The following is a 13,041-nucleotide window of genomic DNA, read 5'->3' on the forward strand; positions in this document are numbered from 1 at the left end:
CCGCGAGGGGCCAGGAGGAAGAATGCATCCACGGCCGTTCCACCGTTCCCGCAGACATCTCACCGGCCTGCTCGTCTCCGCGTTTCTCGTCGGCGCCCTCTCCGCCGTGCCGGCCGCTGCCGCACCGTCGCCGCTGGACGAACTCCCGCCGCAGGAGCCGGGCGTCACCCTGCGCGTCTTCGATGTGCAGGCCCCCCTCAGCGAGCTGTGCGACATCAAGACCGGACAGACCCCGAACGTCGACAAGTTGATGCCCGGCATCGACTGGAGTTCACCGGACGTCTTCGGCTTCGACGACCACTTCGTCTCCCAGGTCACCGCCAACCTCACGGTTCCCGAGGACGGTGCGTACGCCTTCCGCCTGACCAGCGACGACGGTTCGCGGCTGCGGATCGGCGGCTCCACCGTCATCGACCACGACGGGCTGCACGGCGCGGAGCCCAAGGACGGCTCGGTCGAGCTGACGGCCGGTCACCATCCGCTGCGGATCGACCACTTCGACCGCACCGGTGGTCAGCAGGTCACGCTCGAATGGAAGCCGCCGGGCACCGGGGAGTTCGCCGTCGTGCCGGACACCGTGCTGAGCACCGACGCCGACGTCGTACGGGTGACGGCACCGGGCCGCAAGGAGTGCGAGGGTGCCCTCGACTCCCCCGGCGACGGGCTGCCGCTGACCGGGACGCACCCGGACTACGCGCTCACCGATCTGCGGCCGGCGGGCTTCGAACCGCAGGTCACCGCGATGGACTGGCTGCCGGACGGCCGACTGGCCGTGACCACCTGGGGCGGCACCGACAACACGACCGGCGAGGTCTATCTCCTCGACAACGTCCAGGGCGAGACCGCTCCCGGCGAGGTGACGGCGGAGAAGGTGGCCGAGGGGCTCAAGGAGCCGATGGGCATCAAGGCCGTCGACGGCAGACTGTACGTGTCGCAGAAGCACGAACTCACCGAGCTGACCGACACCGACGGTGACGACGTGACCGATGAGCGTCGGACGGTGGCGACCTGGCCGTACGGCGGGAACTTCCACGAGTTCGCCTTCGGTCTGCTCTACCGGGACGGCTACTTCTACCTGAACCTGTCCGTGGCGATCGACCTGGGCGGGGCGACGACCGACCCGCAGCCCGCGCCGAACCGCGGCTCGACGATCAAGGTGAACAAGGAGACCGGCGAGGTCGACTACATCGCCGGTGGCCTGCGTACGCCCAACGGCATCGGCTGGGGCCCGGAGGGCGACATGTTCGTCCTCGACAACCAGGGCGGCTGGCTGCCCTCCTCGAAGCTGCTCCACATCAAGCAGGACCGCTTCTTCAACCACTACACCAACCCGTCGGGCCCCTTCGACGCGAAGCCGGTGACCAAGCCGGTGCTGTGGCTGCCGCAGAACGAGATAGCCAACTCCCCCAGTACGCCCCTCCAGATGGACGAGGGCCGGTTCGCCGGGCAGATGCTGTTCGGCGACGTCACGTACGGCGGTATCCAGCGCGCCTATCTGGAGAAGGTCGACGGCGAGTACCAGGGGGCGGTCTTCCGCTTCACCCAGGGCCTGGAGGCGGGGGTCAACCGGATCAGCACGGGCCCGGACGGCGCGATCTACGCGGGCGGTCTCGGCGCGGGCGGCAACTGGGGCCAGGAGGGCAAGCTGACCTACGGGCTCCAGAAGCTCTCCCCCAGTGGCGACAAGGCCTTCGACATCCTGGCGATGCGCGCGAAGCCGGGCGGCTTCGAGCTGGAGTACACCGAGCCGCTCTCCGAGGAGACGGCCGCGAAGCTCGCCGAGAGCTACCGGGTCGAGCAGTGGACGTACGCCCCGACCCCCGCCTACGGCGGCCCCAAGATCGACGAGGAGTCCCTCGACGTCGGTGCGGCCACCCTCTCCGAGGACCGCAAGAAGGTCACGCTGACCATCCCCGGGCTCAAGGCGAACCGTGTGGTCCACGTACGCTCGCCGCGTCCCTTCAGCTCCGCCGACGGCACGGAGCTGTGGAGCACGGAGGCCTGGTACACCCTCAACTCCCTTCCCGGCGACCAGCCCCCGGCCACCCGGTACGAGGCGGAGGAGGCAGCCCTCGGTGGGGGCGCGGGCTTCGACACGGAGCACGCGGGCTACTCGGGCGGCGGCTTCGTCGACGGCTTCGGCAACGAGGGAGCGTCGGTCGCCTTCGACGTGGAGGCCGGGGAGGCGGGTACGCACGACGTGGGGCTGCGCTACTCCAACGGGCCGGATCCGGCGCCCGGCACCAAGACGGTGAGCGTCCATGTCAACGGCGAGAAGGTCCGGCAGGTCGAGCTGCTGTCGACCACCGACTGGAAGACCTGGTCGACGGGGACGGAGCAGCTGGAGCTGCGCAAGGGGCGCAACACGATCACCTACTCCTACGACAGCGGTGACACCGGCCATGTGAACCTCGACATGATCACCGTCCATCCGCAGGGAGCCCGTGTCCAGCTCTTCGACGGCACGGACCGGGCGGCCTGGCAGCATCCGGACGGGCGGGCACCCGAATGGCCGGTGAGCGGAGGGGAGATGGAGGTCGCCGGCGGGGACCTGCGTACCAAGCAGGGCTTCCAGGACTTCCGGGCGCACGTCGAGTTCCGGCTGCCGGACCTTCCGCCGGACGTGACCGGCCAGGACCGCGCCAACAGCGGCGTGTACCTGCAGGAGCGCTACGAGGTGCAGATCCTCGATTCGTACGGTGACACCACGCTCGCCGACAACGAGGCCGGGGCGATCTACACCAAGAAGGCCCCGGACGTGAACGCCGCCACGGCCCCGGAGACCTGGCAGACGTACGACATCACCTTCCGCGCAGCCCGCTTCGACGCCTCGGGGGCGAAGACGCAGGATGCCCGGATCAGCGTCGTGTGGAACGGTGTCACCGTCCACGACGACGTGGCCGTGGACGGCACGACCGGCGGCGGAGCGGCCGAGGGTCCGACGGCCGGGGCGATCAGGCTCCAGGACCACGGAAGCAAGGTTCGCTACCGCAATGTGTGGGTGGAACCGCTCACTTAGGTGTACTGACCCGCAGGGTTGGACGGGACGTACGGTTCCGGGGTGGCGGCGGCAGGCTGTCTCCCGGGAGCCGTACGCACCGGCGCCCGGCCGCACGCCGCATCGGCGGTGGCCCCGGCGCCGGGCCCCTCCCGGTGGGGCCGCCGCTATCGTGCTCCCGTGACTCCCACCGCGCCGCGTCCGCCGCTGTTCCTCGATGTCGACGGTCCCCTCATCCCCTTCGGTGCCACGTCCCGCCCCCACCCGACCTACGGGACGGCCCCCGGGACTCCGGGTACCGGCGCGAATCCGCTGCTGAACAGGATCGATCCCCGGCACGGGCCGCGGCTCGCGGCGCTGCCGTGCGAGCTGGTGTGGGCGACCACGTGGAGGGAGGACGCGAACGCGTGGATCGCTCCTCGCATAGGACTGCCGCCGCTGCCCGTCGTCCACTGGCCGGAACCCGCCGAGGGCGCGGCCGGACGGGAGGACCGGGACGTGCGGGACGGGCTCCACGGGAAGACCCGCGCCCTCGTCGCACGGGCCGCCGGCCGTCCTTTCGTCTGGGTCGACGACGAGATCACGGACACCGATCGATCCTGGTTCGCCGCGCACCACCCCGGCCCGGCCCTGCTCCACCGGGTGGATCCCGGGCGAGGCCTGGCGGACAGCGACTACACGGCTCTCGACGCCTGGCTGCGGCGCGTGGCGGACGGCGCGTAGGCCCCGCCGCCGCGGCGGCGGCTTCGCTCCGTCAGGCCGCGGTTCTCCGGCAGGAGACGACCACCAGGAACGGCCACAGGGCCTGGAGGGACGTCACCACGCGCTCGGCGACGCCCGGCGCACCCGCGCTCTGGAGCTCCGCCAGGAACCACAGAGCGCTCGCGCCCATCAACGCGCTCGCGACGAGCGACACATCGAGCCTCAGCCCCCACGGCACCGGCCTCCGGTCCCGGACGGCGGCCAGCGGTGGCCACACCGCCAGCAGCACGAGGCCGATGGTGGACACGGCCCCGTGCTCCAACGCCCCGCCGCTGCTCGGTGCGGGCACCAGGGTCAGGGCCAGTGCGCACAGTCCGCCCCCGGCCAGCGCCACCCGCCCGGCGGGCGCCGCCGGACGGAGCGCGTGCGCCGTCACCACGTAGCACGTCCCCAGCACCAGCAGCATCCCCGTCATCAGCCAGTAGCTGGCGGCGCCGTAGGAGGCCAGCACGCTCAGGGTCTGCCCTGCGGGGTCGTACTCCGGCCCCTGGCGCAGTTGCGCAATCGTCCAGGAGCCGACCAGAAGGACGGGGGCGCATCCGGAGGAGACCAAGGCCCACCAGGGAGCAGATCGCATCGAACCATCATAAATGTGGGCACCTCGCCCCCTGCTGACATCCGCCCGGCGGCGGTCGGGGCGTTCAGGCCGACAGCACGCGCAGGGCCAGCGCGGCGACGGCCAGCAGGGCGAGCACCACGGGCGGCGCGATCTCGTAGTCCTTGACGCGCAGGTGGGTGACGACGGCTCCGATGAAGTAGAGGACGACGCCGACGGCAGCGGCGGCTCCGATCAGCGGCACACCGAGGCCGATCAGAAGACCGAGGGCGCCGGCCGCCTTGAGCGAGGCCAGCCACGGGAACCAGGTGCCGGGGACGCCCACCTTGCCCATCGAGGCCGTGATGGCCTCGTTGCGCGTGAACGTCAGCACGGAGGAAGCGCCGAGCGCGAAGGCGAGAAGGACGCCGACCACGGCGTAGGCGATGAACATGGTTACCTCGGAATCATCAATGATGTGAATGGCTAGATCGTTGATGACTATAAACGATTTCCGAGCTTCCACAATGTGCGCCCTGATACCGTGGTGGAATGCCAGCTCAGGACAGGGCCGCCCAGCCATCGGCGGGGTCTTCGACGTCTCCCGGCGATCCGGGCTACCGCCTCGAATTCCTGCTCGCCTACCACGGCAACGCGACGCAGACCCTCATCCACAAGGCGCTCGCGGCCACCGGGCTCACCCCGCGGCACATGATGACGCTCCTGCAGCTCGCCGACGGGCCGGTCACGCAGAAGGCGCTGATCGAGAGGCTCGACGTCGACCCCAGCGTCCTCGTGGCCCTCCTCAATGATCTGGAGGGCGACGACCTCCTACGCCGCCGTCGCGACCCCGCCGACCGGCGCCGCCACATCGTCGAGATCACGCCGCGGGGCGCCGCACAGCTGCGGACCTCCGACACGGCACTCGACACCGTGGAGCACGAACTCTTCGCGGACCTGTCCGAGCGCGACCGGGCCACGCTGCGCCGGCTGCTGGGCAAGCTGCGGACCTCTCCGCAGGACTTCAGCTGCACGGAGGAATGAGCCCCGCGCTGACCGACGCCGTCGGCTCAGATCACGGTGCCCTCCGGGGCCGCCCCGGTCTCCGCCCGCCGGATGGGCATCATCGTCTCCACCGCCTCCTGCGCGAGGTGGTCGAGGATCAGCCGGTTGACCAGCGCCGGCTTCTCCAGCGGGGCCAGGTGGGACGCCCCGGGAACGACGGCCAGCCCGGCGTCCGGGATCGCGCGGTACAGGGCCGTCGTGTGCTCCAGCGTCATCAGGTCGTCATCGCCGACCATGACGAGGGTGGGCGCCTCGACGCGGGCCAGGTCCTCCGCCGTCAGCGCCGGCTGCGTGCGCCACATGTCGACCACCTTCGCGGCGACCACCGGCCAGTGGTCCGCGCCGTCCGGTGAGACGGGTTCGTACATCTCCCGGAAGAAGGCGAGATCCGGCGCGGCGGGGGTCATCGCGTCGAGCATCGACGGCTCGACGAAGCACTCGGTCCCCGGCCGGAAATTGGCCCCCATCGCCACGGCCCTGCGGACGAGGTCGGGACGGTCCATCGCGACGAGCAGCGCGACGACTCCCCCGTCGCTCCAGCCCACCAGATGTGCCGGTCCCCCGACGACCCGCTCCAGGAAGGCCACGGTGTCGTCGGCCATGTCCTGGTACGTCAGCGGTCCCGCGACGTCGGCCGTGTGCCCGTGGGCGCGGCGTTCCGGCAGATACACGCGATGGGCGGCGGCGAGGTCGGCGCGCTGTGCTCCCCACGTGTCGTTGGTGCAGAAGCCGCCGTGCAGCAGCACCAGCGGGTCGCCGGCCCCCTCGGTCTCGTACCAGGTCCTGACGCCGGGCAGATCCGCGTACTCACCCATCGTTCCGGGCCTCCCCGGGGCAGTCGTCCTCGTGGTCCCCGTTCTCCGTCCAGTCTGCGCCGCGGTCCCGCGGGCCGCCATGCGGAGCCCGCGCGGTGACGTCCGTGGGACCCTCGCGAGCAGACCGCGGGCTCGTCCCCGGCCCGCCGAAAAGATTTCGAGAGGTTTTCGGGCGACGATGTCGAGAACCCGAATCCGGCTCCGTCCCTGGAGTGAGAGCGGCCGCGATGGGCCGCACAGCACCGAGGAGTACCACCATGGCCAAGTACCTTCTGCTCAAGCACTACCGCGGAGCCCCGGCCTCGGTCAACGACGTACCGATGGACCGGTGGACGCCCGAGGAGATCTCGGCGCACATGCAGTACATGCAGGACTTCGCGGACCGGTTGGAGAAGACCGGTGAGTTCGTCGTCGGTCAGGCGCTCGCCCCCGAGGGCGCGTGGGTCCGGTACGACGGCGAGGGCCGCCCGCCGGTCACCGACGGACCGTTCGCCGAGACCAAGGACCTCATCGCCGGCTGGATGATCATCGACGTCGACGGCTACGACCGCGCCGTCGAACTGGCCGGGGAGCTGTCGGCCGCCCCGGGGGCGGGCGGAAAGCCGATCCACGAGTGGCTGGAGGTCCGCCCGTTCCTGTCCGCGCCGCCCACCGTCACGGAGTGACGCCACGATGAACGAGGCGCTCCTGCGGAGCCTCACACCGAGCGTCCTCGGAATCCTCGTCCGCCGCGGAGCAGACTTCGCGGCGGCCGAGGACGCCGTGCAGGAAGCCCTGATCGAGGCGGTCCGGGTATGGCCGGACGAGCGACCGCGCGACCCGAAGGGCTGGCTGGTCACCGTGGCCTGGCGGCGGTTCCTCGACGCGACCCGGGCGGAGACCGCCCGGCGGCGGCGGGAGGACCTCGCCGACGAGGAGCCCGCACCCGGCCCCGTGCCGGCGGTGGACGACACGCTCCAGCTCTATTTCCTGTGCGCCCACCCCTCGCTGACCCCGTCGTCCGCCGTCGCGCTCACCCTGCGGGCCGTCGGCGGGCTCACGACGCGCCAGATCGCCCGGGCCTACCTGGTGCCCGAGGCGACCATGGCGCAGCGGATCAGCCGGGCGAAGCGCACCGTCTCCGGCGTGGCGTTCGATCAGCCCGGCGACGTCGCGACCGTGCTGCGCGTCCTGTATCTGGTCTTCAACGAGGGCTATTCCGGCGACGTCGACCTCGCCGCCGAGGCCATCCGGATCACCCGGCAGCTCGCGGCGGCGATCGACCACCCGGAGGTGGCGGGGCTGCTCGCCCTCATGCTGCTCCACCACGCCCGCCGCGCCACCCGGACCGCGCCCGACGGAAGTCTGGTGCCGCTCGCCGAGCAGGACCGGGGCCGCTGGGACACCGGGGCGATCACCGAGGGCGTCGGGATCCTCCAGGCGGCCCTCGCCCGCGACCGGCTGGGCGAGTTCCAGGCCCAGGCCGCGATCGCGGCGCTCCACGCCGACGCGCCGACCGCCGGGGAGACCGACTGGGTGCAGATCGTCGAGTGGTACGACGAGCTGACGGGCCTGACCGACAGCCCGGTCGTCCGGCTCAACCGTGCGGTCGCCGTGGGCGAGGCCGACGGACCGCGCGCCGGACTGAGCGAACTCGCTTCGCTGAGCGACACGTTGCCCCGCCACACGGCGGTGGCGGCGTATCTCCACGAGCGCGACGGCGACCTGCCGAAGGCGGCCCGGCTGTACGCGGAGGCCGCCCACAAGGCCCCCACGCTCGCCGAGCGCGACCACCTCACGCGCCAGGCCGCCCGGCTGAACGCCGGTCTGTGACGCTGACGGATCGACCGCGCCCTCCGCACCCACCGCGTGCGGAGGTGCGCGACCGGTCCGGCGTACGCCTCGGGCGCGGCGATTCTGGGCGCGTACGAAGAACTCGCCGCCGGACACCGGGCTCCGGTGCGCTCACCGTTTCCCCGTCCCGATGCTTCGTCGCGCCCTCGGCCCGGCAGCCCAACGCCGGTCCCTCCTCCCGGTGTCACGTACGGGTCGGCCGGGTCCCTGCGCCGACGAACCGTACGGTCGAGCGAGTCGATCACTCGATCGTGACTTCCGCCCCCTTCGGGGCCCGGTGTGTCGCGATGCTGGGTAACGGGCGCGCGACCCGCGCCATCGGCGGTTGTGGGGTGGGGAGTGGCATGACGCGAGAAGCGGGGCATGACGGGGGCCCGGACGAGCGGGTGGTCCTGCTCGTGGCGGGGGCCGCCGATCTGGCGGTGAGCGCCGTGGGTTCGGCCCTGGGAGCGGTACGCGGGCTGCTGCGCCGCTCGGACGCCGCGGAGCTGGCGGCGCAGGCCGAGAACGAGCTGACGGCGCGCGGGCGCCTGGTGCTGGACCGGTACGCCGGTCCGCCGCCGGCCCATCTGGAGCTGCTCGCCCGGCTCGCTGTCGCCCGGCGGGCCGCCGATGACGCCTGACCGGTGGGACGCGGCCGCCTTCAAGGCACGGGTCGACGAGGTGCTGCACCCGTTCGTCGCCCGGGAGGCCGATCTGTTCGCGGCCATCGACCCGGACCTGGCCCCGGTGGCCGCGCAGGTGGAGGCGGTCGTCGCCGACGGCAAACGGCTGCGGGCGGCGTTCTGCTACTGGGGCTGGCGGGCGGCCGGGCAGCCGGACAGCACCGCGCTGGTGCGGGCCGCGGCCTCCCTGGAGCTGATCCACGCCGCCGCTGTCGTACACGACGATCTCATCGACGACAGCGCTCTGCGGCACGGCCGCCCCACCGCGCACATCGCGCTGCGCGGTGCCGTGCGCCGTCGCCCGCGTTCCGTCGCCGCCGCCAGGTCGCTGGCGATGCTGGTGGGCGATCTGCTGATGGGCATGGCCGGGCAGTTGTTCGCTGCCAGCGGTCTGCCCGCCGCCTATCTGGGCCGGGCCCGCCCGTTGTGGACGGTTCTGGGCCGGGAGCTGATCGCGGGCGAGTGCCTGGAGATCCTGCGCACCGGAGCGGAGCCGGACACCGCGGCGTCGCTGAAGGTGATCCGGTACAAGACCGCCAAGTACACCGTCGAGCAGCCCCTGTTGATCGGCGGCGCCCTGGCCGGGGCCGGTGGGCGGCTGCGCGAGGGCTACTCCGCCTTCGGGCTGCCGCTGGGCGAGGCCTTCCAGCTGAGGGACGATCTGCTCGGGCTGTTCGGGGACCCGGGGCGCACCGGCAAGGCCAATGCCGACGACGTGCGCGGTCACCGGCCCACGGCCCTGCTGGCGGAGGCCTGGCGTGTCGCCGGTGACGACGACCGCGACCGGCTCCGGGCTCTCCTGGGCCAGCGCGACCTGAGCGAGGACGGGCTGCACACGGTGCGCGAAGTCATGCGCGGACTGAAGGCCCCCGATCTCGTCGAAGGCATGATCGCGGCGCGCGTCTCGGCAGCCCTCGACGCCCTCCATGAGCTGGACGTGCCGCCGGGCGCGGCCGACGCCCTGACCGCACTGGCGAACTCGGCGACCGTGCGGCTGTCCTGACCTCTCGTTCGCCCACCCGACCGCCACCTCCTGTCCCACACCGCCCCGCACCGCCCCGCACCGCCCCGCACCGCCCCGCACCGAGAGCAAGGAAGTCCGTCTTGACCTACACCGAGGCTTCGATGAACGCCCTGCGGCAGGGCGGCGACGAACTGGCCGACGCCACCGTCGCCGCGCTCTTCGAGCGCGGGGAGGTGGGCAGATTCAACACGCTGATGCGCTACGTCTCCACGGCCGGCGCTCCCCTGCCGGACGGGCTGCCGGATGTCGCCCGGGACTACCTCCGGGCCACGAGTGCCCCGCCGGCCTGGGTGGACTGGGAGGAGATGGAGAAGGCCCGGCTGTTCTTCATCGACAACAACGTGCACATCTCCACCGCGCTGTCGTTCGCCTCCATGCCGGCCTGTTACGTGGTCCCGCACGTGGCGAAGCTCCTCTCCGCCACCCACGGACTGAAGTACCCCTCCAAACGGATGGCGGAGACCGGCCAGTTCACCGTCCACCTGATGCGGCCCGACGCCTTCGAGGCAGGCGGCCGCTTCATCCCCGCCGCCCAGAAGGTCCGCCTTCTGCACGCGTCGATCCGCCATCACCTCCTGCGCGAGGAGCGGTGGGACGCCGACGCGCTCGGGACGCCGATCTGCCAGGAGGACATGATCGGCGGGCAGATGTTCTTCTCGCTGCTCGTGCTCGACAGCCTGCACCGGCTCGGCATCCACATGTCGGAGGAAGGCGCGGCGGCCTACTACTACGCCTGGCGTGTGGTCGGCGCGATGCTGGGCGTCGACCAGGAGGCCGTCCCCCGGTCCCTGGACGAGGCGCGCCCGTTCCTCGACCTGTACATGATCCGGCACATGGGGCCCTCCGAAGAGGGCGCGCTGCTGACCCGGCAGCTCATCGACCTCTACGAGGAGGTCGTGCCCGGGACCCTCTTCGACCCGATCGTCTCCGCGCTCATCCGGCACCTGGTCGGCGGCACCTGCGCCGACTGGCTCCAGGTGCCCCGCACCTCGTGGGACACGGTCGTCAAGGCAGTGCCCCACCTCCTCGGCGTCCTGGAGACCGTCGAGGACCGGTCCCCTCTGGGCGCCTGGGCCCTGGACCGCCTCGGTCACCTCACCACCGTCCTCGAACTGTCCTCCCTCACCCGCGGCCGTGTGATGCACTACGCCATCCCCGAGCAGCTCAAGGAGGAGTACGGCGTCTCCCCCGGGGCGTCCCGTGCCCGCCGCTGGAGTCCGCCCGCCGTCAGCGTTCCCGGTCTCACACCCCCATCGTGACAATTAGGTAAGCCTCACCTAATATGCGATGTGTCGTCTTCGGGTCCCCACACGCCGAGAAGCCGGTATCCCCCCTTCTTTCGTTCGCCTCCCGGGAACGGCTCCGTCCTGGCGCCGTACCCCTCCCCCGAAGGAGACATGCAGCGCATGTCCATGCCCCGCCGCGGCCGCCTGGCCGCTCTCGCCGCCCTGACCGTCGTATCCGTGGGCGCCGGCGTCCTCGCCGTTCCCGCCTCCGCCGCCTCCCCGGGCATCCACGCGGCCGAGCGGGCCGAGGCCGGCGGTACCACCTCCGCGGCCTCCCCGATCCTGGTGTCCGGCCGGACCTCCTGGGGCTTCAAGGACTCCTGGGTCCGCTACGTCACCGGCTCGGGCGGCTCGGTGAACGTGGCCGGCGGCGCGACCGCCGACGCGGCCGGACGGGTCGGCTATCCCGTCAAGCACGGCTCGGTGAACCCCGCCAAGCGCTCCGCGGACGTGCGCTTCGGCGGCTCGGTCACCTACGCGGTCCCGAGCCACGGGATAACCGCCATCACGCTCGCCAACCCGCGTGTCGTGCTCAAGGACGGCAAGGGCACGCTCCACATGGACGTGACGACCGACATCGCCGTCGGCAAGACCCCGGTGACCACCCCCGGCGTACCGCTCGCCGCGCTCACCGCGTCCGCCGACGCGCTCGACGGAGCCGCCCTCGACTGGACGGGCATCACGGCCACGCTCACCGGCGAGGGCGCGGCCATCTTCGCCTACCAGGGCCGGCCCATGTACGCGGTCGGCACGGCGCTGGACCCCGTCGCCATCAGCGGCGGCGTCAGCGTCCCCACCCTGACGGTCAGCCAGGTCACCGGCCTGGACGCGGAGAACGAGGTCACCGTCAGCGGCAAGGGCTACCAGCCCGGGCGCGGCGTGTACCTGGCCCAGTCCATCGCCCTGCCCGGCACCACCTACCCCAGCGTCTTCGGCAACGCGGCGTACATCCGTCAGGTCGGCGCGGACGGCACCTTCACCGTCACGCTGAAGCTCACCGAGACCTTCACCCCCTCCGGGGCCCCCGCCGTCGACTGCCGGACCACCGCCTGCTTCGTCACGAGCTTCAACTCGCACGACGGCGGCGACTCCAGCTGGATGCCCTCCCGGGCCCAGGACGTCGCCCAGCCGCTCAGGTTCGGCGCCGAGGTCCCCGCCGCCACGGTCACCCAGCACCCCGCGCCGCGTACCGCCCGCTCGGGCGCCACCGCCACGTTCACCGCCGCCGCGACCGGCGCGGACTCGGTCCGCTGGGAGCGCAGCGCCGACCGCGGCACGACCTGGAGCACCGTCCCCGGAGCCACCGCCACCACCCTGTCGGTCAAGGCCTCGGCCGCGCTCAACGGCCACCGCTACCGCGCCGTCTTCGTCAACGCGTCCGGTGAGAGCGCCACTTCGGCCGCCGCGCTCACGGTGTCCGCCGTGCCCGCCCGGATCGTCTCCTTCAACGCCTCTCCCGAGCCGGTCGCCAAGGGCGGCAAGCTGAAGGTGGTCGCCACGCTCCAGACCGCCGGCGCCACGGACGACGTCTGGCGGCCGCTGGCCAAGGCGCCCGTCGTGATCGAGTTCCGCACGAAGGGCGGCAAGACCTGGAGCCGGGCCACCACGGTCGACACCAGCAGCAAGGGCGTCGTCTCGACCTCGGTGACCGCCCTCAAGGACGGCACCTGGCGCGCCCGTTACGCGGGGACCGCCGACCGCGCCGCGGCCGTCAGCACCTCCGACAACGTGGACGTCAAGCTGCGGACCGCCGTCTCCAAGTTCAACGCGTCCCCCGAGCCGGTCCGCAAGGGGCGCACCATCACGGTCAAGGGCACCCTGCGCAGCCTGGACGGCACCTGGAAGAACGCCTCCGGCCAGTCCGTGATCATCCTGTTCAAGGCCGACGGCTCCAGCAAGTGGAGCAAGCTGGCGACCGTGCGCACGAACAGCAAGGGGGTGTTCTCGAAGGGCTTCACCGCCAAGAAGGACGGCACCTTCAAGGCCCAGTTCAAGGCCACGTCGTCCCGTCTGGGCACGACCGGCGCCGGCGACCGGGTCGACGTGCGCTGACCCGGG

The 13,041-nt window shown here is 71.9% G+C and carries 12 protein-coding genes; 9 read left to right on the forward strand and 3 right to left on the reverse strand.

All coding sequences use genetic code 11. The annotated features are described in order from the left end of the window. Positions 1–22: 22 nt before the first annotated feature. The gene (locus OG245_RS01110; RefSeq protein ID WP_371621644.1) at positions 23–3,019 is read left to right on the forward strand and encodes a family 16 glycoside hydrolase; all 2,997 of its coding nucleotides are present in this window, start codon (positions 23–25) and stop codon (positions 3,017–3,019) included. A gap of 159 nt (positions 3,020–3,178) precedes the next feature. Then, positions 3,179–3,721, forward strand: coding sequence for an HAD domain-containing protein (locus OG245_RS01115; RefSeq protein ID WP_371621645.1), 543 nt, complete (start codon positions 3,179–3,181; stop codon positions 3,719–3,721). A 31-nt stretch (positions 3,722–3,752) separates the two neighbouring features. Here OG245_RS01115 and OG245_RS01120 read toward each other — a convergent pair whose 3' ends face one another. Together OG245_RS01120 and OG245_RS01125 are read right to left on the reverse strand one after the other, a co-directional pair. Beyond that, complete coding sequence (locus OG245_RS01120) at positions 3,753–4,337, reverse strand: DUF998 domain-containing protein (protein WP_371621646.1); 585 nt, start codon at positions 4,335–4,337, stop codon at positions 3,753–3,755. A gap of 64 nt (positions 4,338–4,401) precedes the next feature. Next, positions 4,402–4,821, reverse strand: coding sequence for a DoxX family protein (locus OG245_RS01125; protein WP_371621647.1), 420 nt, complete (start codon positions 4,819–4,821; stop codon positions 4,402–4,404). A gap of 26 nt (positions 4,822–4,847) precedes the next feature. Here OG245_RS01125 and OG245_RS01130 point away from each other — a divergent pair, with 26 nt between their 5' ends. Next, a complete protein-coding gene (locus OG245_RS01130) occupies positions 4,848–5,339 on the forward strand; it encodes a MarR family winged helix-turn-helix transcriptional regulator (RefSeq protein WP_371621648.1) in 492 nt (163 codons plus the stop codon). 26 nt (positions 5,340–5,365) lie between these two features. Here the strand turns inward: OG245_RS01130 and OG245_RS01135 are convergent, their stop codons facing one another. Continuing rightward, complete coding sequence (locus tag OG245_RS01135; RefSeq protein ID WP_371621649.1) at positions 5,366–6,175, reverse strand: alpha/beta fold hydrolase; 810 nt, start codon at positions 6,173–6,175, stop codon at positions 5,366–5,368. 257 nt (positions 6,176–6,432) lie between these two features. Here OG245_RS01135 and OG245_RS01140 point away from each other — a divergent pair, with 257 nt between their 5' ends. The 6 genes from OG245_RS01140 to OG245_RS01165 all read left to right on the forward strand — a co-directional run bounded on the left by OG245_RS01140 (position 6,433) and on the right by OG245_RS01165 (position 13,035). Beyond that, entirely contained in the window at positions 6,433–6,840 is a 408-nt protein-coding gene (locus tag OG245_RS01140) for a YciI family protein (protein WP_361332484.1), read from the forward strand. Between the two features lie 7 nt (positions 6,841–6,847). After that, entirely contained in the window at positions 6,848–7,987 is a 1,140-nt protein-coding gene (locus tag OG245_RS01145; RefSeq protein ID WP_371621650.1) for an RNA polymerase sigma factor, read from the forward strand. Between the two features lie 365 nt (positions 7,988–8,352). Next, positions 8,353–8,631: a polyprenyl synthetase gene (locus tag OG245_RS01150; RefSeq protein WP_371621651.1), complete on the forward strand. Its 279-nt coding sequence runs from the start codon at positions 8,353–8,355 to the stop codon at positions 8,629–8,631. Beyond that, the gene (locus tag OG245_RS01155; RefSeq protein ID WP_371621652.1) at positions 8,621–9,676 is read left to right on the forward strand and encodes a polyprenyl synthetase family protein; all 1,056 of its coding nucleotides are present in this window, start codon (positions 8,621–8,623) and stop codon (positions 9,674–9,676) included. The genes OG245_RS01150 and OG245_RS01155 overlap by 11 nt, the downstream gene beginning before the upstream one ends. A 101-nt stretch (positions 9,677–9,777) precedes the next feature. After that, the gene (locus tag OG245_RS01160) at positions 9,778–10,956 is read left to right on the forward strand and encodes an oxygenase MpaB family protein (protein WP_371621653.1); all 1,179 of its coding nucleotides are present in this window, start codon (positions 9,778–9,780) and stop codon (positions 10,954–10,956) included. 147 nt (positions 10,957–11,103) lie between these two features. Continuing rightward, positions 11,104–13,035 (forward strand): HtaA domain-containing protein, encoded by a 1,932-nt coding sequence (locus OG245_RS01165; protein ID WP_371621654.1) that lies wholly within the window; start codon positions 11,104–11,106, stop codon positions 13,033–13,035. Positions 13,036–13,041: the final 6 nt, after the last annotated feature.

The organism is Streptomyces sp. NBC_01116, assembly GCF_041435495.1.
In the GTDB taxonomy this organism is placed as follows: domain Bacteria; phylum Actinomycetota; class Actinomycetes; order Streptomycetales; family Streptomycetaceae; genus Streptomyces.